Here is a 21,931-nt window from a genome sequence, read left to right as displayed (position 1 = left end):
GTCACGCCCGCAGACTCGCGCGGTAGGCCGCGATCACGTCGTCCGGTGCTCCCTGCGCGACGACCCGCCCACCGTCGAAGAGCAGCGCGGTGTCGCAGCGGGCGGCGAGCTCCAGGTCATGGGTGACGAGGAGGAGCTGATGGCCTGCCTCGGGGTGGAGGAGGTGATCGGCGACGGCGGCGCTGTTGCGGGCATCGAGGTAAGCGGTGGGTTCATCGGCGATGAGCAGCGCCGGCCGGCGGATCACGGCCCCGCAGAGCGCCAGCAACTGCTTCTGGCCGCCGGAGAGTTCGTAGGCGGACCGGTCGGCGAGGGCAGTCAGGCCGAACTCGTCGAGCGCATCGGCGACCTGCGCGGCGATGTCGGCCTTCGACGCCTTCGTGCCGCGGAGGGAGAACGCGACGTCCTCCGCCACCGTCGGCATGACGATCTGCGCGTCCGGGTTGCTGAACACGATGCTGACGAGTCGTCGAAGGGTCGCCGTGTCCTTGGCTGCGTCGACCCCGTGGACCTGGACGCTGCCGACGGTCGCCCGGGTGAGGCCGCCGACGAGCCGCGCGAAGGTGGACTTCCCCGAGCCGTTCGCCCCGATGACCGCGATGCGCGCATCGTCGAGGTGGAGCGTCACGTCGTCGAGTGCGACGGTGTCGCCGAGACGAGCGGTGACGCCGTCGAGACGGATGGCGGATGACTGGTCGATGTCCCCGATCATCGCACGACCTCGAACACCGCGGCGACGCCGAGACCGCCGCCGACCGAGGCCGCAGCCACCCCGATCGTGCCCGCCGGAGCTCCGCCACGGACGAGCCGCGAGAACAGGCGGACCACGGCGACCGCACCGCTCGCGCCCCACGGATGACCGAGCGCGAGGGCGCCACCGTCGGCGCAGAGACGCTCGTCGTCCTCGGCGACACCGAGTCGGTCGAGCACGGCGAGCGTCTGGGCCGCGAACGCCTCCACGATCTCGAACGCGGCGATCTGCGCGAGGTCCACGCCGGCCCGATCGAGAGTGTCGAGGATCGCCGGCGCGGCCCCGATCCCCGGCAGTGCCGGGTCGCAGCCGACGACGGCGTGCGCCCGGACGGCGAGACCGGGCGTCGTGCTCCCGTGGGCGGGCCCGCCGGGCATGACGAGCACGGCGGCCGCACCGTCGCTCACCCGGCAGGTGTTGCCTGCGGTGAGGGAGCCTTCGGAGAAGAGCGGGGTGAACCGGGGGAGGAGCCGCTCGATCCCGCTGCGCGGCGCCTCATCGTGCTCCGCCGCCCCGACCAGCGCGACGAGCTCGTCGGTGAACCGCCCGGCGGCGACGGCGCTCGCCGCACGATGCGCGCTCCGCGTCGCGTAGGCGTCCTGGCGTTCGCGGGAGATCCCGTCGTGCTCGGCGAGGTCCTCCGCGGCGCGGGTCATGTCGGGGTCGTGCCAACCCGCCGGTGCGAACGGTGCGCGTGCGTAGGCGATGCCGTCGACGGAGCGGGTCGGCGCGGTCGACGCGCTCTCGACACCGCCGGCGATCCGTGGCCGATGGTCGCCGGCGCTGATCGCCGTGGACGCCTCGATGATCGCCGCGAGGCCGCTGCCGCACTGCCGGTCGACGGAGAGCCCTGGAACGTCGAAGCCGAGGCCGGCCCCGAGCGCGGCGACGCGGGCCGGGTTGCCGCCGGGGCCCATGCAGTTCCCGAAGACGACGTCCGCCACCACCGGCGGCAGGCCCAGGACGTGCGTCGCGTCGTCGTGCACGGCGCGGACGACGGGGACCGCCAGCTGCTCGACCGTGAGTGCGGCGAGGGCGCGCCCGCGCGTCGCGATCGGCGTCCGTCGGGCCGCGACGATGCGCGGGAGGGCGTGCGACTCAGTCAAGGGACGCCACCGTCCCTGCCGCGAGACGACCGGCGAGCTCCGCGCGGGCGGCCTTGCCGGTGACGGTGCGGGGCAGCTCGTCGACGACGAACCACCGTCGGGGCCGATGGGTCGGCGGCAGCAACGGTGCGAGGGCGTCGCGGAGCATCGCGCGGGTCGGACGCGCGCCCGGGTGCAGTTCCAACACGGCCGTCACGAGCGATCCGACCCCGGCGTTCGGCAGACCGAGCACGACGGCGTCGTCCACCTCGTCGAGTCGGCGCAGAGCCTCCTCGACATCGGCGGGGATGACGGTCGCCGCGGCCGTGAGGATCGCATCGTCGGATCGTCCGAGGAGCGTGACGATCCCGTCGTCGGTCCGTGCGCGGTCGCCGACGGTTGACCAGTCGCCGTCGCGTCGGAGCGGGCCCGAGCCCCCAAGGTACCCGGTCGCGACGAACGGCGATCGGACCCAGAGGACGTCGTCGTCGCGGACCTCGAGCTCGACGCCGGGGAACGCGCGGAGGCCCGGTCGATCCGGATCGACACCGTCATCGACCGCCACGAAGGAGAGCTCGGCGGCTCCGTAGTAGGACACGACGCGGATGCCGAGGTCCTCCGCCCTGGCGCGGAGTCCGGGGTCGAGTGAGGCGCCTCCGATCAACGCCACCCGCAGGTGGGGCGGCACCTCGCCGTCGAGGAGTGCCCGGAGGCCGTTCGGGGTCCCGTGGAACCGGGTCGCGTCACGAGCGTCGTCGGCGGTGAGCGCGTGGGTGGTCGGGAGGGCGAGCGAGCAGCCGACGGCGGCCGCATGGGCGACCGAGAACAGCGACAGCGACGACGCGGGCGGCGACGACAGCGCCAGGACGTCGTCCGGCCCGAGGTCGAGCAGCGCGCCGACGGCCGGGAAGGAGTCCGCCCACGACGCGGCGGTCCTGAGCACGATGCGCGGCTCGCCCGTGGTGCCGGAGGTCAGCGTCGCCCACCCCTGGCCAGGCTGTGGACCGGACGCGGTGCTGCGCTCGCGGACGGAACGCCAATACGACTCGCTCCACCGGTCGTCGCCGATCAACGGCACGCCGCCGGCCGCCCGCACCTCGAGCGCCCGACGGACGAGGTCGGTCGGCGCCCCGCCGCGCAGCGGGACGAGGTGCCCTGGACGCACGGTCATCCGATCCGGGCGGGCTCGCCGGGACGCGTGGAGCCGGCGCCGGCCGCGTTGCGGAACGCGCGCGGGTAGGCGCGGGCGAGCGTCATCGTGATGACCGTCGCGAGCACGACCTTCACGAGGTCGCCGGGCACGAAGACGAGGCTCTGCAGGGCGGTCTCGCCGAGTGGCAGGCGGGTGACGAGCGACTGCACCGGGATGCCGAACGCGTAGATGACGCCGATGCCGCCGGCGAAGACGCCGAGCGCGGTGCGCCACCAGCGCAGCCGACTCCCGCCGGCGTGCACGATGAGCCCGATCACGAAGACGCCGACGATCCAGCCGAGGAGATATCCGGCACTCGGTCCGACGAAGACGCCGATCCCGCCGCGACCGCCGGACAGGAGAGGGAGGCCGATGGCGACGAGCGCCAGCAGCACCAGCATGGAGAGCATGCCGCGCCACGGGCCGAGGATCGCGCCGGCGAGCATGACGCCGAGGGTCTGCGCCGTGATGGGCACCGCGCCGAGCACCGAAAACGCGCCGGGCAGGCCCAGGGCGGCCACGATGGCGGCGAACACGGCAATGCGTGCGATGTCGGTCGCGTCGATCCGGAGTCTGCTCATGCTGGGTCCTTCGTCGGGATGGTCGGTTCGCCTGGGGCGGGTGGATCGCACCTGAACGGTGTTCACCTGAACAGCGTTCACTATAGTGGTGCTCATGTCCGGTCCCGAAACAGTGCGTCGCCATCGGCGCGACGATGTGGCTCAGGTGGCCCTCCGCATCCTCGACGATCACGGCCTGGCCGACCTCACGATGCGCCGCCTCGCCGCGTCGCTCGACGTCCAGCCGAGCGCGCTGTACTGGCACTTCGAGAACAAGCAGACCCTCATCGCCGAGCTCGCCGACCGGATTGTCGATGCGCACCCGGCACCGGGTGACGCGGTGTCCGAGGCCGGTTCCGACTGGCGCGAGCGGACGCGCGTGGAGGCGGAGGCGCTGCGCGACGCTCTCCTCGCCTATCGCGACGGCGCCGAGGTGGTGTCGAGCACCTACGCGCTCGGGCTCGGTTCCGGGCGGGCGCTCACCCGGCTGACGGATGCGGTGTCGGTGGCCGGGTTCGACGAGGCGACGAGTCGACGTGCGGGCACGGTGCTGCTCCACTTCATCCTCGGGCACGTGTCGCACGAGCAGCAACGGATGCAGTACGACAGCGTCGGCGTGCTGGCTGACGCTGCGACGGATCCGCTCGGCCAGGAGGACCAGGCACAGGCGTTCGCCTTCGGGGTCGGTCTCCTCGTCGACGGCCTGGCGGCGCTCTCCGTCCGCTGACGGCTCGTCGTGCGCGATAGCACAGGGTGGATGGAACCGCCCACCGTCTGGATCGGCGGCGGCCCACGGTAGCGTTGGTGCAGGCAGGACGCGAGGGAGGCAGGCGATGGCGAAGGGTGATGACGACGACGTCGACATCGTCATCGACGCCTGGGCGAACGCGCTGCCCGACGTGGACTTCGCACCGCTCGACGTGGTGTCCCGCCTCCGCCGGCTCGTGCCGCACCTGCAGGAGGTTCGACGCCTGTCGTTCGCCGCGAGCAACCTGCGGCCGTGGGAGTTCGAGTTCCTCTCCATCCTCCGCCAGCACGGAGCGGACGGACTGACGCCGTCCATCCTCGCCACCCGACTGGGCATCACGAGCGGCAACCTCGCGAGTCAGCTCGATCGTCTGGCCGCTCGCTCGCTCGTCGCCCGGCAGAAGAACGAGGCCGACGGTCGGAGCAAGATCGTCGTCCTGACGACCCTCGGTCAGCAGCGGGTCGACGAGGCGATGCGTCGGCTGGTGGACGACGAGAACGCGATGCTCGCCGGGCTCAGCCATGAGCAGGTGGCCGTGCTCATCGAGAGCCTCCGGGTCATCGGCGCGGCGCTCGAGCGTCGGTAGGGGTCTGTTCCGCTGCCCTTCGACAGGCTCAGGACAACGCCCTTCGACGGGCGCAGGGACCGGACCCGCCTCAGAACCGCAGGTCGGACGGGCCGCTCAGCTCGATCCAGGTGTCGGTGTCGGGACGCACTGTCGCGGGAGTCGGCTCGAGGACGTCGGCGGAGGCGAGGGCACCGAAGTCGAGACCGGTGACGCTCGCGAGGTCGAGGATCGGCAGCTGGAAGGTCCGGAACGGGCCGAGTGGGGGCACGTCGGTGGCATCGTGCGTGTCGTCGATCGCACTGGACCGGCCGAGGTCGAGGTCGTCGAGCTGCGCCGACTGGTCGAGGAGGTAGCCGCTCGCCGCGAGCGCTCCGTCGTTCGACCACGCCGCCACCTTCCAGAACCGGCGCGGGATCTGCACGCCGCGGTAGAGCGGGTCCGTGTCGGCGAACACCGGCCCGGTGAAGATCGACAGTCGCCGGCGCCCGGCCGAGGCGTACTCGAGGACGAGGTCCTCCAGGCCGTTCCAGAGCTCGAGTGACTGGTTGAAGTCCGCAGCCTGCGGGGCGGCGTTCGTGTAGCAGAAGGTGTCGACGTTGGCCTGCCGGGCGATCTCGACGGGCCCCCAGACCGGGTCCCTCCGCCGCACGAGGTGGCCGCGGTCGAGGTCGTTGCGGGCGTAGAGCTCCGGGCCGGCCTGCTCCTCGACCGGGATGCGGTCGTCGAGGTGCCAGTCGTCGCCGCGCCCGAGGTCGAGGAGGGCGGCGCCGTCGATGTCGACTCCGGTCGCGGCTGCCAGGCGGCGGTCGGGGTCGAGGAGCACGGTGAAGTGCGTGTAGTCGAGACGGCGGAGGCGCGCCAGCTCGGCGGGATCGGTGGGTGCCGGGAGCTGCAGCTGGTCGGCGAGGTCGAGGAAGCCTGAATCGAAGCCGGTCATGGCAATGAGTCGATCATGAATCCGATCGAATCGGAACGGGGGACCCGCCCGATGGCCACGACGTCACCGACCGTTCACGATCATGCACCCGTTCCGCAACAAATGAGAGCGCTCTCTTGACCTCGTCCAACCCAGCGCTTAGTGTGTCCTGCATGCCCGTGGGAACGTTCCCACGGCGTCGCGCCGCGGATCCCGGATGGGTGGCCGGCCGACACCGAAGCGCACACACAAAGGAGTGACTGTGAACAGCAAACGCCGCGGCATCACCGCCGCATCCATCGCGGGGGCATCGATCCTCGCCGTCCTGGCCTCGGGGTGCAGTTCCCCCGCCGGCAGTGGCGGAGACGAGAAGATCACCCTCTCGGTCACCACGTTCGGCACCATGGGCGTCGACGCCAACTACGAGCAGTACATGGAGGAGCACCCCAACATCACCATCGAGGCCACCAACCTGGAGGGTGGTGGAGCAGCGCGCGACGACGCCTACGCCAAGATCGCCGCCGGAACCGGCCTCAGCGACGTCGTGGCCATCGAGGAGGGCTGGCTCGGAACCATCTCCGAGGTCAGCGACTCCTTCGTCGACCTTCGCGACTACGGCATCGAGGACGTCAAGGACACCTGGCTGGACTGGAAGTACGAGCAGGGCACGGACGCCGACGGGCGCGTGATCGGCGCCGGTCTCGACATCGGACCGCAGGGCATCTGCTACCGCGGTGACCTGTTCGCGGCAGCCGGTCTGCCGAGCGAGCGCAGCGAGGTCGCTGCGTACTTCGGCGGCGAGGACGCGACCTGGGACCGGTTCTTCGAGGTCGGTGAGGAGTACGTCGGTGCCACCGGGAAGGCGTTCTATCACAGCCCCCGGTTCTTCTGGAACTCCTTCGTGAACCAGCAGGAGGAGGGCTACTACAAGGCCGACGGCGAGACCCTGAACATCGAGGGCAACGACGTGCTGAAGGAGCAGTTCGCGAAGATCGTCGAGGCCGAACAGGCCGGGCTCGGTGCCGGTCTTCCCGGCTGGGACGTCGGCCCGGAGGCCAAGGAGGGCAAGTTCGCGACCTACATGTGCCCGAGCTGGATGCTCGGCATCGTGCAGGGCTACTACGACGAGGGCACGACCGACAGTGGTTGGGACTTCGCCGACGTGATGCCCGGCGGCGCTGCCAACTGGGGCGGTGCGTTCCTCGGCGTCGCCGAGAACTCCGAGCACAAGGAGGAGGCGGCCGAGCTCGCCCTCTGGCTCGCATCCCCTGAGGCGCAGGCCGCATCGTTCGAACTCGCCGGTCCGTTCCCGAGCACGCTCGACGGCCAGGAGCTCGTGAAGGACTCCACCAACCCGTTCTTCAACGACGCACCGGTGGGCGAGATCTTCGCCGCGCGGTCGGAGGGGGTCGTGGCCCAAGTGAAGGGTCCTGAGGACTCCAACATCCAGGACAACGTGTTCGGTCCGATCCTCGACCGGGTGAGCCAGGGCGAGATCACCGATGGTGACACCGCCTGGAACGAGGCGCTCAAGCTGCTCGACCAGCTCGTCGGCTGACCTCCTCTCCGACGCAGCTCGCCGGGGCGTCCGTTCGCACGCGGACGCCCCGGCACCCCTCCCGCTCCCTCTCCCGGATTGGCAGAGCCATGACCAGCACCGCAACCGTCCGCCGGCCACCTGCCGCGTTGACGTTCAGACAGAAGCTGAACCGCTTCGACTACCGCGCCTCGCCGTACCTGTACATCGCGCCGTTCTTCATCCTCTTCGCACTCATCGGCATCTTCCCGATCGTCTACACCTTCAACGTGTCGCTGTACGAGTGGCATCTGTTGAAGGGCCAGGGCGACTTCGTCGGACTCGACAACTACGTCTCCGTCCTCTCGGACCCGTTCTTCTGGAACGCGTTCGGCAACACCGTCAGCATCTTCCTGCTCTCGGCGGTGCCGCAGCTCGTCATCGCGACGCTGATCGCCGCCCTCCTCGACCAGACGCTCCGCGGACGCACGTTCTGGCGGATGAGCATCCTGCTGCCGTACATCGTGGCGCCGGTCGCCGTCGCGGTCATCTTCCTGCAGATCTTCAACCAGTACCACGGACCGGTCGCCGGCCTCCTCGAACTCTTCGGGCTCGACCCGATCCGGTGGGCGTTCGACGTCTTCCCCTCGCACGTCGCCATCGCGAGCATGGTGAACTGGCGGTGGACCGGCTACAACGCCCTCATCCTCCTCGCTGCGATGCAGGCGATTCCACGGGACGTCTACGAGTCCGCCGCGCTGGACGGCGCGAACAAGCTCCGACGGTTCTGGTCGATCACGATCCCGATGATCCGCCCGACGCTCATCTTCGTCGTCATCACCTCGACGATCGGCGGGCTGCAGATCTTCACGGAACCGAAGCTGTTCGATCCCCGGAGCAACGGCGGATCCGACCGGCAGTTCCAGACGATCGTCCTGTATCTGTACGAGCTCGCCTTCCCGAGGCGGGACTTCGGTCGAGCATCCGCCACCGCCTGGATCCTGTTCCTCGTGATCATCCTCGCGGGCCTGATCAACTTCGCCATCACCAGGGCCATCCGGACGAACGACGCACGTCCGGTGCGGATCCCGAAGGTGCGCGACACCCTCATCACGACGCGGTCCGTCAGCACCAGCCCGGCCCGCTCGCGTTCGACGACCACGAGCACCACCGACCAGCGAGGCGGACGAGCATGAGCACCCTGATGGAACGCACGCGGACCGAACCGACCGCGACCACGGAGGCCCCGCGGTACCGCAAGGGCAAGGACCACGAGCGGCCGGGCATCCTCACCTACGCCATCCTCATCGCGTTCTTCGCCATCTCGGCGTTCCCGTTGTGGTGGTCGTTCGTCATCTCGAGTCGGCAGTCCTCCGACACGAACCTCGTGCCGCCCGCCGTCCTCCCCGGCCCGAACTTCCTCGGCAACGCGGCGAAGGTGTTCGAGACCGCCCCGTTCCTGCAGGCGCTCGCGAACAGCGTCATCATCTCGGGCGCGATCACGGTCTCGGTGGTGTTCTTCTCGACCCTCGCCGGCTACTCCTTCGCGAAGCTGAAGTTCCGGGCCAGCAACGGGCTGCTCCTCGCGGTGATCGCCACGATGGCGATCCCCACCCAACTCGGCATCATCCCGTTGTTCATGCTCATGGCCGAGTGGGAGTGGGTGGGGACGCTCCAGGCGGTGATCCTGCCGGGGCTCGTGACCGCGTTCGGTGTGTTCTTCATGCGCCAGTACCTCGTCGACGTCATCCCCGACGAGCTCATCGAGGCCGCGCGCGTCGACGGCGCGTCGATGTGGGGCACCTTCTGGCATGTCGCGCTGCCGGCCGCCCGACCGGCGATGGCCGTCCTCGCGCTCTTCACCTTCATGGCCGCGTGGACCGACTTCCTCTGGCCACTCCTCGTCCTCGGTCCGCGGAACCCGAGTGTGCAGACGGCGCTCGCGGCCCTGAGCGCGAGCGGCGGACAGACCCCGGACCACTCACTCGTGCTCGCTGGCGCGGTGCTCTCGGTGATCCCGCTGCTGATCCTCTTCGTCCTCGCCGGGAAGCAGCTCGTGGCGGGCATCATGCAGGGCGCGGTCAAGGGATGACGCCCGCGCCGCATACAGTGTCTTCACACCGGCACGACTGAGGAGACACACCATCGACACCGAGACGGACTCCACCGTCCCCACGCTCATCGCGGTGGCAGCGCTCGCGGGCGTCTCCAAGTCCACCGCCTCCCGCGTCATCAACGGGTCCTCCCAGGTGACGCCGGAGGCGGTCGCGTCCGTGACCGCGGCCGTCGAGCAGCTGCACTACGTCCCGAACCGCGCGGCACGCAGCCTCGTGCGTCGGCGTGCTCAGACGATCGCGATGGTCATCCCGCAACGCACCGCCGAGTTCTTCGCCGACCCCTACTTCGCCGAGGTCATCCAGGGTGCCGCGATGTACGCGTCGTCGACCGACTACACGCTGACGCTGCTGATCGAATCCGACGTCGACCCGGACAAGACCCGTCGGTTCCTCACCGGCGGCAACGTGGACGGCGCGCTCGTCCTCTCGCATCACACGAGCATGCAGGCGTACGCGAAGCTGTCGACGTCCCTCCCGGTCGTGTTCGGGGTGCGGGCGCTCGAGGAGACGACGCCACCTGGACATGTCGTCGACGTCGACAACGTGGAGGCGGGCGCCCTGGCGACCCGGCGTCTGGTGGAGGCCGGTCGGTCCCGCATCGCCACGATCACCGGCCCGCTCGACACCGCGGCCGGTATCGACCGCCGTGCCGGGTGGCGGCGCGCCCTCCTCGAGGCGGGACTCGAGCCGGGACCCGAGGAGGAGGGTGACTTCACGCCAACGAGCGGCGCGCGCGCGATGGAACGGCTCCTCGCGGACGGCCGGCAGGTCGATGCGGTGTTCGCGGCGTCGGCGCAGATGGCGACCGGAGCGCTCGGGGTGCTTCGAGACCGGGGGATCCCGGTGCCGGCGCAGATCGCCATGACCGCGGTCGACAACAACGTGTTCGCCGTGGACGCCTACCCGGCGTTGACGACCGTGGACCTGCACACGGCGGACAAGGGTGCGCTGCTCGTCGAGACCCTGCACCGCCTCATCGCAGGAGAGGAAGTGCCGGAGATGACCACGATCCCGATCGACCTCGTGGAGCGCGCCTCGGTCTGATCCCCGCCAGGGCTCGTAGGCGGGAGTCGCCGCACCTGACTGCACTTACTAGAATTTCACACTTTTGTTTCAGTTGGTTTTTTGATATATTACTTTTCATGACCACGATCTACGAAACCACGCGCCGCACCGAAGATTCGCGCATGCTCGCAGCTCTCGTGTCCGCCACATTCCTGCTCGACGCGCTGATCGTGTTCGGCATCGGCTTCATCCCCGGCGTCTCGCCGCTCGAAGGCGGACCGACGGCGATGACCGCAGCGGTGCTGACCGCCGTCCTCTTCGCCGTTCAGCTCGTGATCGTCGTCGTGATGGCACGTGCCGCCCGGGCCTCCATCGCCTGAGGGCATCGCTTCGGCGAGGTGCTCAGAGATGGATCTGCGTCTTCGGTCCGCCGGAGCTCGCGCGGGGGAGTCCCTCGGCGAGGACCCGCGGCACCTCGTCCAGGGTGATGACGGTGCCGATGAGTCGGCGGATCCGGTCACCCATGAGCGCAAACCGTCGTGCCGCCTCGTCGATCTCGGCCGAGCCGCCGAGCACCGCGTGGACGGCGGCATCGAGGGCGATGAGTCTGCCCGACGGGAGTCCGACGTCACCGTCGGGGACCCCGAGCAGCGCGATGCGGACGCCGACGGTGGCGTTGTCGAGCAGCCGACGCGTGACCTCGGCTGAGCCGGTCGCTTCGATGACCACGTCGAAGCGCTCGTCGCCGAGCGTCGCGGGGTCGCGGGTCTTGAGGCCGAACCCCGTGGCGAAGTCCCGGTCGGATTCGCGGCGCGCGGCGACGGCCACCTCGGCGCCGGCGTCCGCGGCGAACAGGGCGGCGAACATGCCGAGGGTCCCGGCGCCCCAGACGAGCACGCGGTCGCCCGGGCCGGTCTCGGTGAGTCGGATGCCGCGAAGCGAGCACGACGCCGGCTCGACCATCGCGCCCAGGTCCGCATCGACACCGGGTGGGAGGCGGTGTACGGCCCGCTCGGGGAGCACGAGGAGTTCCGCGAGTGCGCCGTCCAGCTGGCCGAGGACGCCGAGTTCGAGGTGGTCGGGGCAGCGGTGGTGGTGTCCGGCGGCGCAGCGAGCGCATGCGCCGCACCCGATGAACGTGTCGCCGGTGACGAGGTCGCCCGGCCCCACACGGCTGACGCCGTCGCCCACGGCGACCACTCGGCCGGCCCACTCGTGGCCGGGCTGGAGCGGCAGGGTCGTCCGTCCGTCGGCGAGGTACGGCATGGTGCCGCGGAAGAGTGCCACGTCGGTGCCGCAGAGTCCGGCGCGCTCGATCCGGATGAGGACCTCACCCGGTCCAGCCGGTGGATCCGGTCGCTCGAGGACGGTGGCCTCGTTCGGTGCGGTGATGCGTACGGCTCGCATGCGGTCTCCTCGTCGTGACGGCGCTGGTCAGAGCGTAGTGGGGGTATGCCGCCGTCGATCTGCATGCGGAAGGACGCGGTGTCCTCGTGGGCACTTCGACAGGCTCAGTGACCGGAGGGGGTGTGCTCGGGACGCTCTGGTCCCTGAGCCTGTCGAAGGGCAGTCGGGCCGGGTGGCCTCGGCTCGCCCGCGTCAGCTCACCAGGACGACTTGCCTCCGCCTGCGACGACCGCGCTGGGCCGCTGCACCTCGGCGAGACGGGAGGTCCGGAGCGGCGTCGTCTCCCACCAGGCGTCGAAGGTGCCGGACGCCGGGTCGATCTCGAGGTGCATGCGGTGGGGTGTCTCGATGAAGATCGCGTCGACGCGGAGGACCCGCGCTCCGTCCTCGCCGCCGGTGCCCCAGGCGGCACTCGCCGTGATCGGTCCATGCGTCCGCCACGCGCCGACACCGGGGACGAGCTCCACCCGGTCGTCGCCCTCGTGCACGACCAGCACGATGTCGTCACCCTCGCCCGCCGTCACCTCGAGCGCCGTCAGCTGCGCCAGGCCGGTATCGGCGGCGGCCGAGAACGTCCGTCCGACGAGCTCGCGCAGTGACGAAGCCCCGCCGGTCTCGTCGGACGCGTCGAGCGGCGGCAGGGCAAGCCCCGCCAGGCGTGCGAGCAGCGACTGATCGGCGTCCGAGGTCGGACCGCGGTCTGCGTCACTACGCTCGCCAGTCCCGAACGCCGGCAGCAGGTGCTCCCACGCGGCGTTCAGCACGGCCTGCATGTCGAGACTCTGCCCGGTGATCGCCAGGACCACGTCGTGCTCCGGCAGGACGACACAGTACTGACCGTAGGCGCCGTCGCCGCGGAACCCGTGACGGGCCATCCAGAACTGGAACCCGTACCCCTGCGCCCAGTCCGACTCAGGGTCGTCGCCGTTCGCGATGTGGGAACGTGTCGCCTCGGCGACCCAGGCGGCCGGCAGCAGCTGCCGATCATCCCAGGCGCCGCCCTGCAGATAGAGCTGACCGAGTGCGGCGATCGCCTCCGTCGTCGCGTGCAGGCCGCTGTACCCGAGCTCGAAGCCCTCGTCGTCCTGCTGCCAGTCGAACTCGCCGATACCCAGTGGCTCGAGTAACCGCGGTCGCAGGTAGTCGGTCATCGTCCCGCCTGTGACGCGCTGGACGATCGCCGCGGCCGTGTAGGTGCAGGGCTGGTTGTACGCGAAGACGGTTCCCGGGTCATCGTCGGGTGGGAGGAGCAGGAAGCCGCGGACGAGGTTCGTCGGGTCGATCGCAGCGGCCCGCATGATCGTCTCCTCGCGGTGCCCGCTCGCCATCGCGAGCACGTGTCGCACGCGCATGGCGCGGCTGCGGGGGTCGGTGATCTCGGCGTCGAGCTCCGGGAAGTGGCTGATGATCGTGTCGTCGAGTCCGAGCAGGCCCTCCTCGACGGCGAGGCCGACGGCGGTCGAGGTGAAGCTCTTGCTCAGCGAGTACAGCAGGTGCACCCGATCAGCCGAGTACGGCGCCCACCAGCCCTCGGCGACGACATTCCCGCCGCGCAGGAGCATCAGGCTGTGCGGTTCGACGTTCGGCGTGTGCTCGAGGGCCGTGATGAACGCCTCGATCCCGGCGGCGTCGACGTGCTGGGCGGACGGAGTGCTTCGCTGCAGGCTCATCCCTCCATGCTGCCATCTGCCGGCGGTGGGATCGACCCGACGCTCAGTCCTGGTCGGCGTCGAGCTGGTCTCGGAGTCCCTGGTTGATGTCCTCGAGATCGAGCACGCGAGCGATGCCGGCGAGGTTGACGCCGTCGTCGCGGAGGTCGGTGACGCGCTTGAGTCGCTCGATGTCATCCTCGCTGTAGCGACGGGTGCCGCCCTCGGTCCGGGACGGGGTGAGGAGGCCTTTGCTCTCGAAGAGCCGCAGGGACGCCTCCGGGACGCCGGCGAGCTGGGCTGCGACGGCGATGCCGTACACGGGTGTCGCGCCGTCACGATCGGTCATGCTTGAGGTTTCCTTTGAACGGGTTGCAATGGATCAGGTTTCGGATGTATAAAAAATCTACACCACAAAGTGCAGATCTGAACCACCGGATCTGTGGCTTCCGGGCACTGACAATCGATGAGCCCGATCCGTCATCGGGCGACAGGGAAGGAGAACACCCATGGCAATGACCCTCGATCCCATCAGCCAGCTCGACCGCTTCGCGGCCTCCGTACTGGACTCCGTGCGCGCACCCCGGCCCATGCCGGTGGACCTCTTCCGTGACGGCGACCGGTACATGATGGTCGCCGACCTCCCCGGCATCGACCCCGGATCCATCGACGTCGACGTCGACGGAGGTCAGCTGACCATCCGTGCCCAGCGCACGGCCGACAGCCGCGAGGGTGTCCGCTGGCTCGCACGCGAGCGCGGTGGCGGCCACTTCCTGCGGCAGTTCACCCTCGGCGAGGGAGTCGACCTCGACGGCATCACCGCGTCCTACGACAGCGGTGTGCTCTCCGTGATCATCCCGGTGAGCGAGCGTGCGAAGCCGCGGAAGATCACCGTCGACTCCACGACCGACCACCCGCAGTCGATCAACGCCTGAGCCAGGATCGACCCTGAGCCGGGATCGACACTGAGCCGGGATCGACACCCGTCCGGATCGAACGAACCGAACGCCCCGCCCACGATCCGTGGGTGGGGCGTTCGCCCGTGTGCGACCGGCGGTCGGCATACTGGGGGCATGTCCCGCGTCCAACGGATCCTCGTAGCGTCAGCCCTGCTCGTGATCGCCGCACTCGGCCTGTTGGTCGCGGCGACGCAGACCACGATGATCTGGTACCAGGCGCCGGGCGCCGACGGCATCGCGACGGAACAGGTCGCGGTGTTCGAGCCGGCGGTGGTCGGCACCGTGATCGCCGCGGTGGCGGTGCTCGCGCTCCTGGCCCACCTGGTCCTCGTGATCCGACGCGCGGTGCCTCGGATGCAGTGGGTCGTCGCCATCGCGCTGACCGTCGTGACCGTGATCGCCGCGGTCCTCGTGTCCATCGCGGATCGGCCGGTGTTCTAGCGCACGTCGAGCTCAGCCGAGCAGCTCGGCCAACAGGGCCCGAGTCGTCTCCTCGCTCGCCCCGGGGGCCTGCAGACGCACCCAGTCGTCGCCACGACGAGCGTGCGCCGAGTGCTCGCTCCCGGCCGCATCCACGGCGCCGACCGGACTGTCCTCGCGAAGCACCCACGCGCCTCCGGGGAGCGCCGTGAACCGGACGAGCTCGCGGGAGTCCGCGGACAGCAGCCGGCAGTCGAGTCCGCCGAGCCGCTGGAGCGAGTCCTGCACGAGGTGGTAGCTCGGTGTCGCGGTGCTCACGTAGCTCGCGCCGGTGGCGGCTGTGCCGAGGTGTGCTGCAGCGATGTCCACCGGCAGCGCCGTGGCGCAGGAGCGCGAGGTGGGCGCCGACGACGGGGGTGCGGCGGGCGCCGGAACCGGGGCTGCCGCGAGCGCTGCGCGAGCCAGTTCCTCCGTGCGCGTCCCAGCCGGGTCGTCGACCCCCGCCGCATCGACCTCGATGAACCGCTCGCCGTCGAGGGCGTGGACGGAGCAGGCGCCGTCCGAGCACATCGTCCCGTTGATCTCGCCGACGCTGTCACGCCAGTCGGTGTGCTCGTACCAGTGGTTGAAGGTTGCCCAGTGGTCGACACCCTCTCCGACGAGTCGGACGGTAAATGAGGTGCCGGCCGCTTCGTCGGCCCAGGCGCAGACGGTCCCGCCGTCCTGCAGGACCGGGGCGTCGTCGACGGTGAGCGGTTGCGGCGCGGCTGCGGCGCCCAGGAAGGATGCGACCTCCGCGTCGGGGACGAGCGCGTCGCAGGCGAGCCCCGGGAAGGTGGACGTCGGCGCGGGTGGGAGCGCCGCCGATGCATTCGGTGGGGATCCGGTCGGAGTCCCGGTGGGCACCCCCGACGGCGGCGCGCTACACGCCGCAAGGACGCCCAGCAGCGCGGCGATCGTGAGGACGCGTGCGCCACGTGCGATCGTGGGCACCGTTCGACTCAGCCCACTGCTCATCGTCGCCGGAACAACCCTCGCTTGCGGCGATGGAACGGCGGGACACTGGTCAGGAGATGCTTCGCGCCAGGCGCCACGTACATGACGTCGATCGGCACGCTTGCCGAGTATGTCGCGAGGGCTCGTGCGAGCGGACCGCTGATCGTCTCACGGGCGGTCGGGGCGCCGACGATGACGAGGAGGTAGCACTCGTCGAACGTGCCGCCCTCCTGCGGGGTGACCTTCCAGCCCAGCACCGCTTCGTCGACCTCGCCGTACTCGGCGAGGACCGCGGTCAGGGTCTCGGTCATCCCTGGTGGGATGCGAGCCGGCTGTCCCACCATGACCTCGGTCTCGCGCTCGACCACGCGTGGTGTGAGCACCGCCTCGCCGTCGAGCAGCTGGGCGACTTCGCCGGGGAGGAACTCCTTGCCGTGCGTGGAATGCGGGTTCAGGACCAGCCTCGCGCCTCGGGTCATCTGCCACAGGACGCGGCAAGGGAGGGCGAGGAGGTGCTGTTCGAACGACGGGACGACCTGGAGTGTCTCCTGGAAGCGCGCCTTCGAGGTGTAGAACGGCTGCACCGAGCTGCCGTCCGAGTCGAGGAGGTCAGCCAGGGTCGCCATGCCGTCGTCGGTCACGGTCCCTGCCACGATCACGGTGCTCTCGAGGAGCGCCGTCAGGAACGCGGGGGCGTTCGAGCGGTCGTTCGCGGCTGCGGCGAGGAGGGCTTCGATGTCGGGAGCGTCGGGTGCGTCGTCGGCGGCAGGCATGCCAGCAGCGTATCCCGGCCGTGTGGGAAGGTGCGCGTGCTCAGCAGCAGTCGCAGGTGTCCGTGTTCTCCGAGGTGAGCGATGAGACCGGCCGCTTGCACGCGTCTCCACGCCAGGCTTCGACGCCCTCACGGACCGCGAAGCCGGCGATGACGAGGGCGGCGACGCCGTCCGCCCAGGCCCAGCCGAGGGTGCTGTTGAGGACCAGCCCGATGAGGACCGCGGCCGACAGGTAGAAGCAGATGAGCGTCTGCTTCGAGTCGGCGACGGCGGAGGCGGAGCCGAGTTCCTTGCCGGTCCGGCGCTCGAACAGCGAGAACGCCGGCATGATCACGACGCTGACCGCCGCGAGGACGATGCCGACGGTCGAGTGCTGGACTTCGGCGAACCCGAGCAGCGAGCGGGCGGCGTCGACGCTCACGAACGCGGCGAGGCCGAAGAACGACAGGGCGATCACCCGGAGGGCGATCCGTTCCCGACGATGGGGATCGGGGCTCGAGAACTGCCAGGCGACCGCGGCGGCGGACAGGACCTCGACGATCGAGTCGAGACCGAAGCCGACGAGGGCTGCCGATGAGGCGACGGTCCCGGCCGACAGGGCGATGACGGCCTCGACGACGTTGTAGGCGATGGTCGCCGCGACGATCCAGCGGATCCGGCGCTGCAGCGTCGTGCGTCTGGCGGGGCTCAGCTGGGCGCGGAGCCGGGGGCTCGGCAGGCCGACGTCGCTCATACGCAGGTGCAGCTCTCACCCGAGCAGCAGGCGGGATCGACGATCAGGACGAGCCGGAGGAGGTCGTCGAGCGCCGGCGCCAGGTGGCTGTCCGCCAGGCGGTACCAGGTGTTGCGTCCTTCCTTGACGCCTTCGACGAGGCCGCAGCCGCGGAGACAGGCGAGCTGGTTCGACATGACCTGTCGGGAGACGCCGAGTGCGTCCGCGAGATCGGAGGGGAAGGCCGGTGCCTCGCGCAGGGTCAGGAGGATCCGGGCCCGGGTCTCGTCCGACAGGGCGTGCCCCAGCCTCGCGAGCGCGGCGGTGTGCGTCAGGGTCGCGGTCGGTGTCATGGTGTCGGTCACGCGAACGACAGTACACGAAACGCTGTATCGAGCAAGTCTCGCGGTCGCCCGAACAGCCGCGTTAGGTGAGGCGAAACGCTGGCAATCGGGCGTCTCGGCTTGCTGCCGCCGCACGGCGCTGGCAACGTTGACGGGTCCTCGCGGCATGGCGCCCGAACGCATCTCCGCGTCCAGGACGCATCACAGGAAGACCTCGCGACATGACGTTCTGGCCGCTGCTCCTCATCGCGCTCGGCGTCTCCGCCGACGCCTTCGCCGTCGCCCTCACCAAGGGTCTGCACATGCGGCGGTTCAACGTGCGTCACGCGCTCGTGATCGCCGCGACCTTCGGACTCTTCCAAGCGGTCATGCCGCTCATCGGCTGGTTCCTCGGCACGCAGTTCGCGCGGTACATCACGGAGGTCGACCACTGGGTCGCCTTCGGCCTGCTCGCCCTCGTGGGCGGCAAGATGCTCTGGGAGGCGTTCTCGAGCCACGAGGACACCGAGGTCGACTCCGACCGCATCGACGTCCGGCGACTCCTCATCCTCGCGCTCGCCACGAGCATCGACGCGCTCGCCATCGGCATCACGCTCGCGTTCCTGCCCGGTTCGATCCTCGAAGCTGTCGTCCTCATCGGACTGACGACGTTCGTGCTCGCCTTCCTGGGCGTCTTCATCGGCCGTCGCGTCGGTCAGCGCTTCGGCAAGCCGGCGGAGATCGCCGGTGGAGTCATCCTGATCCTCATCGGTGTCAAGATCCTCATCGACCACCTCACCGGCTAGTCGGAGGTCACCGCTTCCGGGTGAAGATCGCGCCGGTCGACACGTCCTCGCCGAGCGCCTCGAGGCTCCGCCCACGCGTCTCGGGTACCTGGGTGGCGACGAAGAGGAGCGCGAGTGCGCCGACACCCGCGAACAGGAAGAAGGTCCCGGTGATGCCGAGGCCGTCGACGAGCGACGGGAAGTACAGCGCCAGGAACCCGTTGGCGACCCAGAGCATGAAGATCGAGACGCCCATCCCGAGGCCGCGCATCTGGAGCGGGAAGACCTCGGCGAGGTACACCCAGACCGCCACGTTGAGGAACGTCTGCATGGAGCCGACGAACACGACCACGAGGACCAGGATGACCCAGGGACGCATCGGGTCGCCCGGCTCGAGCACCGTCGAGGAGAAGCCGATGAGCAGATGGCACGCGGTCGTGAGCGAGAAGCCGATGACGAACGTCTTCCGTCGGTCGAGTCGGTCCATGTAGGTGAGGGCGATGAAGCCCCCGACGACGGCGATGATCCCGGGCGCGATGTTGGCGATGAGCGCGGCGCTCTCGTCGAAGCCCGACTCCACGAGCACGGTCTGCCCGTAATACATGATCGAGTTGATCCCCGTGAGCTGCTGGGCGATCCCGACGCCGACACCGACGAGCAGGATGCGCACGAGCCACGGGTTGCGGAGGACGGCCCCGAGCCCGATCCGGTGTTGGTCGCGCTGCGCGGTGATGGACGCCTCCACCTCCGCGAGTTCGGCGACGGCGCGGTCGTCGGAGCGGACGGTCCGCAGGACGTCCAGGGCGTCCTCGCGGCGACCGTGGTCGACGAGCCACCGCGGTGACTCGGGCATCCGCAGCATGCCGACGAACAGCGCGACCGCCGGGAGGGCGCAGACGGCGAACATGATGCGCCAGACGCTCGTGTGCTCGCTGAACACGGTGCCGATGACCGCGTTGATCACGAACGCCGACAACTGTCCGAGGACGATCGCGACCTCGTTCCGGCCGGTGATCGACCCGCGGATCTCATACGGAGCGAGCTCCGCCAGGTAGACAGGGACGACGGCGGAGGCACCGCCGACGGCGAGACCGAGAAGGATGCGACCGGCGACGAGGAGCTCGACGTTCGGTGAGCAGACGACGACCAGCGTGCCGACGAAGAAGAGGACGGCCAGCACGATGATGCTCCGACGTCGGCCCCAGGCGTCCGACACCCGCCCGCCGAGCAGCGCACCGACGGCGGCCGCGAAGACGAGTGAACTCGTCACGACACCCTCGGTGAGCGGGGTGAGGCCGAGCTCCGCGGTCATCGGTCGCAGTGCGCCGTTGATGACGCCGGTGTCGTACCCGAAGAGCAGGCCGCCGAAACAGGCGACGATGGAGATCAGGCCGAGGTGGCGGCGGTGCGGCCCGGGCGTGAGGGCCGGCAGCGTGCTCGCCGACTGTCGGGCTGTGGGGGATCCGGCCATCGTGCTTCCTCGTCTGCTGGGTCCCGGTGCCGAGCGGCGACGTGGACACGACGACAGTACCGGTTCAGTCGTCCGCGCCCGGCCGCAGCAGGCCGCTCTCGTACGCGAGGATGACGAGCTGGGCGCGGTCGTGGGCGGCGACCTTCGTCATGATGCGGTTCACATGGGTCTTCGAGGTGTGCGGTGAGATGACGAGGTCGTCGGCGATCTGCTGGTTGGAGCGTCCGCGGGCCACGAGGAGCAACACTTCCAGCTCCCGCTCGGTGAGGAGCGCCAGCTCGGTGGGGACCTGGCGCGGGCTCGTCGGTTCGTCCGCAGCGACGACGTACCTGGTGATGAGACTCCGGGTCGCCGCGGGGGACAGGAGTGCGTCTCCGGCGTGCACCGCGCGCACGGCGCGGACGATCTCCTCGGGCTCCGAGCCCTTGCCGATGAACCCGCTCGCGCCGGCGCGCAGGGTCGCGATGAGGTTCTCGTCCTCCTCGAACGTGGTGAGGATGAGGACCCGGGTGTCCGCGAGCTCGGGGTCGGCGCAGATCGCCGAGGTCGCACCGATGCCGTCCAGCACGGGCATGCGGATGTCCATGAGCACGACGTCCGGTCGCAACTCGCGCGCGAGTGACACCGCCTGCGCGCCGTCCACGGCTTCGCCCACGACCTCGAGGTCGGCCTCGGAGGAGAGGATGTCGGCGACCGCCTGGCGGATGAGCGACTGGTCGTCGACGACGAGCACGGTGGTCATGCGGGGGACTCCTCGGGGTGTGTCGTGTCTCCGTGCATCGGTTCGCCGGTCGGGAGGCTCGCGGACAACCGCCAGCCGCCCGGGGTCACGCCGACGTCGACGGCCCCGCGGACGGCGGCGACGCGCTCGCGGATGCCGAGGAGTCCGTGCCCGGTGGTCGGCGCCGCGTCGGCCTGCTCACGCGGGACGCCGGGGGCCGTCGGATTGCTCACGCTGACGACGATCCTTCCGTCGCCGCCCTCCACGAGCACGTGTGCACGACGCTCCGGACCGTGCTTCAGTGCGTTCGTCAGCCCCTCCTGGACGACGCGGTACGCGACCATGTCCGTGGCGGTCGACAGCTCTGGTGCGTCGGGGTCGATCCGTGTCGTGATGTCGAGGCCTGCGGTGGTGAACTCGGCGATCAATGCGTCGAGTCGGTCGAGTCCCGGCTGCGGCAGCGTTCCACGGGAGCCTGCGCCAGCGTCCCCGCCGTCGCTCCGCAGGACCTCGAGCAGGTCACCGATCTCGCCGAGCACCGTCCGTGACGCCCGGCGGATCGAGACGAGCGCCTCCTTCGCCTTCTCCGGCCGCGACTCCAGGGAGCTCGAAGCCACCCCGGCGTTCAGGCTGATCACCGAGATCTGATGCGCGACGGTGTCGTGGAGGTCGCGTGCGATCCGGAGACGCTCCTCAGTCACCCGACGCCTCGCCTCGGCCTCGCGGGTCTGTTCGGCCCGCTCCGCGCGTTCGGTGATCGCCAGGATGTACGCGCGGCGTGATCGCGTCCCGTCGCCGGCTGCGGCGGCGAACGCGATCATCACCGCGAACTGGACCGTCCGCGGATCGAAGCTGCCGATCGATGCCAGCAGGCTGAGGAGGGCGACGGCGACCATCGTCGCGACGGCCGTGATCAGGGTCGTCCGACGCGCCGAGCGAACGGCCACCCCGAACATCGCGATCGCGGCCGCGATCACGACACCGGGAGCGAGGGTCCCCGTGATCGCCGCCGCACCGTAACAGGCGATGACGGCAGCGAGCACCGGGATGGGCCAACGTCGGCGGAGCGGGAGCAGGAGTGCCGGCGCGACGACCAGGGCGACGACGAGCGGGCTGCCCGGCCGGAACTCCGCATTGGGGAAGGGGATGAACGCCGAGGCGATGATGAGGACCGCGGCGACCACGTCGTGCACCCACGCCGGAGGTCTCCGACGCGGATCGCGCACCCGGTGATCCTGCGTCGCGGAGGTCATTGGC

25 protein-coding genes are annotated in these 21,931 nt (G+C 70.1%); 10 read left to right on the top strand and 15 right to left on the bottom strand.

Going from position 1 to position 21,931, the window contains the following annotated elements; translation table 11 throughout:
- Window position 1 precedes the first annotated feature (1 nt).
- From ACQ3HE_RS09980 to ACQ3HE_RS09965, 4 genes are read right to left on the bottom strand one after another with little or no spacing between them, the layout of a single operon-like run.
- Window positions 2-712, bottom strand: coding sequence for an energy-coupling factor ABC transporter ATP-binding protein (locus ACQ3HE_RS09980; protein ID WP_411557513.1), 711 nt, complete (start codon window positions 710-712; stop codon window positions 2-4).
- A complete protein-coding gene (locus ACQ3HE_RS09975) occupies window positions 709-1,857 on the bottom strand; it encodes a thiolase family protein (protein ID WP_430892524.1) in 1,149 nt (382 codons plus the stop codon). Before ACQ3HE_RS09975 ends, ACQ3HE_RS09980 begins: the two co-directional genes overlap by 4 nt.
- On the bottom strand, window positions 1,850-3,007 hold the full coding sequence (locus tag ACQ3HE_RS09970) for a class I adenylate-forming enzyme family protein (protein WP_430892522.1): 1,158 nt from the start codon (window positions 3,005-3,007) through the stop codon (window positions 1,850-1,852). The genes ACQ3HE_RS09975 and ACQ3HE_RS09970 overlap by 8 nt, the downstream gene beginning before the upstream one ends.
- The gene (locus tag ACQ3HE_RS09965) at window positions 3,004-3,609 is read right to left on the bottom strand and encodes a biotin transporter BioY (RefSeq protein ID WP_191940156.1); all 606 of its coding nucleotides are present in this window, start codon (window positions 3,607-3,609) and stop codon (window positions 3,004-3,006) included. The genes ACQ3HE_RS09970 and ACQ3HE_RS09965 overlap by 4 nt, the downstream gene beginning before the upstream one ends.
- A gap of 94 nt (window positions 3,610-3,703) precedes the next feature.
- On the opposite strand from ACQ3HE_RS09965, the gene ACQ3HE_RS09960 reads away from it, so the two are divergent.
- Together ACQ3HE_RS09960 and ACQ3HE_RS09955 are read left to right on the top strand one after the other, a co-directional pair.
- The gene (locus ACQ3HE_RS09960) at window positions 3,704-4,315 is read left to right on the top strand and encodes a TetR/AcrR family transcriptional regulator C-terminal domain-containing protein (protein ID WP_159877011.1); all 612 of its coding nucleotides are present in this window, start codon (window positions 3,704-3,706) and stop codon (window positions 4,313-4,315) included.
- A 106-nt stretch (window positions 4,316-4,421) separates the two neighbouring features.
- Window positions 4,422-4,922: a MarR family winged helix-turn-helix transcriptional regulator gene (locus tag ACQ3HE_RS09955; RefSeq protein ID WP_079704629.1), complete on the top strand. Its 501-nt coding sequence runs from the start codon at window positions 4,422-4,424 to the stop codon at window positions 4,920-4,922.
- A gap of 70 nt (window positions 4,923-4,992) precedes the next feature.
- Here the strand turns inward: ACQ3HE_RS09955 and ACQ3HE_RS09950 are convergent, their stop codons facing one another.
- A complete protein-coding gene (locus ACQ3HE_RS09950) occupies window positions 4,993-5,841 on the bottom strand; it encodes a DNA/RNA non-specific endonuclease (RefSeq protein ID WP_430892520.1) in 849 nt (282 codons plus the stop codon).
- A 235-nt stretch (window positions 5,842-6,076) separates the two neighbouring features.
- On the opposite strand from ACQ3HE_RS09950, the gene ACQ3HE_RS09945 reads away from it, so the two are divergent.
- The 5 genes from ACQ3HE_RS09945 (at window position 6,077) to ACQ3HE_RS09925 (ending at window position 10,838) form a co-directional block, all read left to right on the top strand.
- Window positions 6,077-7,378, top strand: a complete 1,302-nt coding sequence (locus tag ACQ3HE_RS09945; protein WP_139382359.1) for an ABC transporter substrate-binding protein — start codon at window positions 6,077-6,079, stop codon at window positions 7,376-7,378.
- An 89-nt stretch (window positions 7,379-7,467) separates the two neighbouring features.
- Complete coding sequence (locus tag ACQ3HE_RS09940; RefSeq protein ID WP_124768239.1) at window positions 7,468-8,532, top strand: carbohydrate ABC transporter permease; 1,065 nt, start codon at window positions 7,468-7,470, stop codon at window positions 8,530-8,532.
- Window positions 8,529-9,428, top strand: a complete 900-nt coding sequence (locus ACQ3HE_RS09935) for a carbohydrate ABC transporter permease (RefSeq protein WP_079704633.1) — start codon at window positions 8,529-8,531, stop codon at window positions 9,426-9,428. The genes ACQ3HE_RS09940 and ACQ3HE_RS09935 overlap by 4 nt, the downstream gene beginning before the upstream one ends.
- Before the next feature lie 94 nt (window positions 9,429-9,522).
- Window positions 9,523-10,497, top strand: coding sequence for a LacI family DNA-binding transcriptional regulator (locus tag ACQ3HE_RS09930; protein ID WP_426738668.1), 975 nt, complete (start codon window positions 9,523-9,525; stop codon window positions 10,495-10,497).
- Window positions 10,498-10,595: 98 nt separating this feature from the next.
- On the top strand, window positions 10,596-10,838 hold the full coding sequence (locus ACQ3HE_RS09925; protein WP_159877018.1) for a hypothetical protein: 243 nt from the start codon (window positions 10,596-10,598) through the stop codon (window positions 10,836-10,838).
- Window positions 10,839-10,860: 22 nt separating this feature from the next.
- Here ACQ3HE_RS09925 and ACQ3HE_RS09920 read toward each other — a convergent pair whose 3' ends face one another.
- The 3 genes from ACQ3HE_RS09920 to ACQ3HE_RS09910 all read right to left on the bottom strand — a co-directional run bounded on the left by ACQ3HE_RS09920 (window position 10,861) and on the right by ACQ3HE_RS09910 (window position 13,863).
- Window positions 10,861-11,865, bottom strand: a complete 1,005-nt coding sequence (locus tag ACQ3HE_RS09920) for a zinc-dependent alcohol dehydrogenase (RefSeq protein ID WP_430892518.1) — start codon at window positions 11,863-11,865, stop codon at window positions 10,861-10,863.
- 197 nt (window positions 11,866-12,062) lie between these two features.
- Entirely contained in the window at window positions 12,063-13,535 is a 1,473-nt protein-coding gene (locus ACQ3HE_RS09915) for a serine hydrolase domain-containing protein (protein WP_430892516.1), read from the bottom strand.
- A 43-nt stretch (window positions 13,536-13,578) separates the two neighbouring features.
- The gene (locus ACQ3HE_RS09910; RefSeq protein WP_430892514.1) at window positions 13,579-13,863 is read right to left on the bottom strand and encodes a MerR family transcriptional regulator; all 285 of its coding nucleotides are present in this window, start codon (window positions 13,861-13,863) and stop codon (window positions 13,579-13,581) included.
- Window positions 13,864-14,023: 160 nt separating this feature from the next.
- Between ACQ3HE_RS09910 and ACQ3HE_RS09905 the strand changes: the two genes are divergently transcribed.
- Both ACQ3HE_RS09905 and ACQ3HE_RS09900 read left to right on the top strand, forming a co-directional pair.
- Complete coding sequence (locus ACQ3HE_RS09905) at window positions 14,024-14,449, top strand: Hsp20/alpha crystallin family protein (protein WP_071261327.1); 426 nt, start codon at window positions 14,024-14,026, stop codon at window positions 14,447-14,449.
- A gap of 138 nt (window positions 14,450-14,587) precedes the next feature.
- Window positions 14,588-14,914, top strand: a complete 327-nt coding sequence (locus tag ACQ3HE_RS09900; RefSeq protein WP_274499094.1) for a hypothetical protein — start codon at window positions 14,588-14,590, stop codon at window positions 14,912-14,914.
- Between the two features lie 12 nt (window positions 14,915-14,926).
- Here ACQ3HE_RS09900 and ACQ3HE_RS09895 read toward each other — a convergent pair whose 3' ends face one another.
- Genes ACQ3HE_RS09895 through ACQ3HE_RS09880 form a run of 4 tightly spaced genes read right to left on the bottom strand, consistent with a single transcriptional unit; the run spans window position 14,927 to window position 17,727 of the window.
- Window positions 14,927-15,886, bottom strand: coding sequence for a hypothetical protein (locus tag ACQ3HE_RS09895; RefSeq protein ID WP_430892512.1), 960 nt, complete (start codon window positions 15,884-15,886; stop codon window positions 14,927-14,929).
- A 20-nt stretch (window positions 15,887-15,906) separates the two neighbouring features.
- Window positions 15,907-16,662, bottom strand: coding sequence for an enhanced serine sensitivity protein SseB C-terminal domain-containing protein (locus tag ACQ3HE_RS09890; protein WP_426738673.1), 756 nt, complete (start codon window positions 16,660-16,662; stop codon window positions 15,907-15,909).
- A gap of 40 nt (window positions 16,663-16,702) precedes the next feature.
- Window positions 16,703-17,395: a cation diffusion facilitator family transporter gene (locus ACQ3HE_RS09885; protein ID WP_430892510.1), complete on the bottom strand. Its 693-nt coding sequence runs from the start codon at window positions 17,393-17,395 to the stop codon at window positions 16,703-16,705.
- Window positions 17,392-17,727, bottom strand: a complete 336-nt coding sequence (locus ACQ3HE_RS09880; protein WP_430893082.1) for an ArsR/SmtB family transcription factor — start codon at window positions 17,725-17,727, stop codon at window positions 17,392-17,394. The genes ACQ3HE_RS09885 and ACQ3HE_RS09880 overlap by 4 nt, the downstream gene beginning before the upstream one ends.
- A gap of 212 nt (window positions 17,728-17,939) precedes the next feature.
- Between ACQ3HE_RS09880 and ACQ3HE_RS09875 the strand changes: the two genes are divergently transcribed.
- A complete protein-coding gene (locus ACQ3HE_RS09875; RefSeq protein ID WP_430892508.1) occupies window positions 17,940-18,503 on the top strand; it encodes a manganese efflux pump MntP in 564 nt (187 codons plus the stop codon).
- Between the two features lie 7 nt (window positions 18,504-18,510).
- Here ACQ3HE_RS09875 and ACQ3HE_RS09870 read toward each other — a convergent pair whose 3' ends face one another.
- The 3 genes from ACQ3HE_RS09870 to ACQ3HE_RS09860 all read right to left on the bottom strand — a co-directional run bounded on the left by ACQ3HE_RS09870 (window position 18,511) and on the right by ACQ3HE_RS09860 (window position 21,927).
- Window positions 18,511-19,953, bottom strand: coding sequence for a sugar porter family MFS transporter (locus tag ACQ3HE_RS09870; RefSeq protein WP_430892507.1), 1,443 nt, complete (start codon window positions 19,951-19,953; stop codon window positions 18,511-18,513).
- A gap of 64 nt (window positions 19,954-20,017) precedes the next feature.
- Window positions 20,018-20,695: a response regulator gene (locus ACQ3HE_RS09865; protein ID WP_430892505.1), complete on the bottom strand. Its 678-nt coding sequence runs from the start codon at window positions 20,693-20,695 to the stop codon at window positions 20,018-20,020.
- Entirely contained in the window at window positions 20,692-21,927 is a 1,236-nt protein-coding gene (locus tag ACQ3HE_RS09860; protein WP_430892504.1) for a sensor histidine kinase, read from the bottom strand. The genes ACQ3HE_RS09865 and ACQ3HE_RS09860 overlap by 4 nt, the downstream gene beginning before the upstream one ends.
- Window positions 21,928-21,931 lie beyond the last annotated feature (4 nt).

The sequence above is a fragment of the Plantibacter auratus genome (assembly GCF_050587365.1).
Taxonomy (GTDB): Bacteria; Actinomycetota; Actinomycetes; order Actinomycetales; family Microbacteriaceae; genus Plantibacter; species Plantibacter auratus.
The sequence above is the reverse complement of the archived record's forward strand: the minus strand, read 5'-3'. Positions and strand labels throughout refer to the sequence as shown.

What these genes read in the sequence shown, in the direction of transcription:
- ACQ3HE_RS09980 (WP_411557513.1), bottom strand. Translation starts at nt 712, where the DNA reads ATGATCGGGGACATCGACCAGTCATCCGCCATCCGTCTCGACGGCGTC.
- ACQ3HE_RS09970 (WP_430892522.1), bottom strand. Translation starts at nt 3,007, where the DNA reads ATGACCGTGCGTCCAGGGCACCTCGTCCCGCTGCGCGGCGGGGCGCCG.
- ACQ3HE_RS09965 (WP_191940156.1), bottom strand. Translation starts at nt 3,609, where the DNA reads ATGAGCAGACTCCGGATCGACGCGACCGACATCGCACGCATTGCCGTG.
- ACQ3HE_RS09960 (WP_159877011.1), top strand. Translation starts at nt 3,704, where the DNA reads ATGTCCGGTCCCGAAACAGTGCGTCGCCATCGGCGCGACGATGTGGCT.
- ACQ3HE_RS09955 (WP_079704629.1), top strand. Translation starts at nt 4,422, where the DNA reads ATGGCGAAGGGTGATGACGACGACGTCGACATCGTCATCGACGCCTGG.
- ACQ3HE_RS09950 (WP_430892520.1), bottom strand. Translation starts at nt 5,841, where the DNA reads ATGACCGGCTTCGATTCAGGCTTCCTCGACCTCGCCGACCAGCTGCAG.
- ACQ3HE_RS09940 (WP_124768239.1), top strand. Translation starts at nt 7,468, where the DNA reads ATGACCAGCACCGCAACCGTCCGCCGGCCACCTGCCGCGTTGACGTTC.
- ACQ3HE_RS09935 (WP_079704633.1), top strand. Translation starts at nt 8,529, where the DNA reads ATGAGCACCCTGATGGAACGCACGCGGACCGAACCGACCGCGACCACG.
- ACQ3HE_RS09925 (WP_159877018.1), top strand. Translation starts at nt 10,596, where the DNA reads ATGACCACGATCTACGAAACCACGCGCCGCACCGAAGATTCGCGCATG.
- ACQ3HE_RS09920 (WP_430892518.1), bottom strand. Translation starts at nt 11,865, where the DNA reads ATGCGAGCCGTACGCATCACCGCACCGAACGAGGCCACCGTCCTCGAG.
- ACQ3HE_RS09915 (WP_430892516.1), bottom strand. Translation starts at nt 13,535, where the DNA reads ATGAGCCTGCAGCGAAGCACTCCGTCCGCCCAGCACGTCGACGCCGCC.
- ACQ3HE_RS09910 (WP_430892514.1), bottom strand. Translation starts at nt 13,863, where the DNA reads ATGACCGATCGTGACGGCGCGACACCCGTGTACGGCATCGCCGTCGCA.
- ACQ3HE_RS09905 (WP_071261327.1), top strand. Translation starts at nt 14,024, where the DNA reads ATGGCAATGACCCTCGATCCCATCAGCCAGCTCGACCGCTTCGCGGCC.
- ACQ3HE_RS09900 (WP_274499094.1), top strand. Translation starts at nt 14,588, where the DNA reads ATGTCCCGCGTCCAACGGATCCTCGTAGCGTCAGCCCTGCTCGTGATC.
- ACQ3HE_RS09890 (WP_426738673.1), bottom strand. Translation starts at nt 16,662, where the DNA reads ATGCCTGCCGCCGACGACGCACCCGACGCTCCCGACATCGAAGCCCTC.
- ACQ3HE_RS09885 (WP_430892510.1), bottom strand. Translation starts at nt 17,395, where the DNA reads ATGAGCGACGTCGGCCTGCCGAGCCCCCGGCTCCGCGCCCAGCTGAGC.
- ACQ3HE_RS09880 (WP_430893082.1), bottom strand. Translation starts at nt 17,727, where the DNA reads ATGACACCGACCGCGACCCTGACGCACACCGCCGCGCTCGCGAGGCTG.
- ACQ3HE_RS09875 (WP_430892508.1), top strand. Translation starts at nt 17,940, where the DNA reads ATGACGTTCTGGCCGCTGCTCCTCATCGCGCTCGGCGTCTCCGCCGAC.
- ACQ3HE_RS09870 (WP_430892507.1), bottom strand. Translation starts at nt 19,953, where the DNA reads ATGGCCGGATCCCCCACAGCCCGACAGTCGGCGAGCACGCTGCCGGCC.
- ACQ3HE_RS09865 (WP_430892505.1), bottom strand. Translation starts at nt 20,695, where the DNA reads ATGACCACCGTGCTCGTCGTCGACGACCAGTCGCTCATCCGCCAGGCG.
- ACQ3HE_RS09860 (WP_430892504.1), bottom strand. Translation starts at nt 21,927, where the DNA reads ATGACCTCCGCGACGCAGGATCACCGGGTGCGCGATCCGCGTCGGAGA.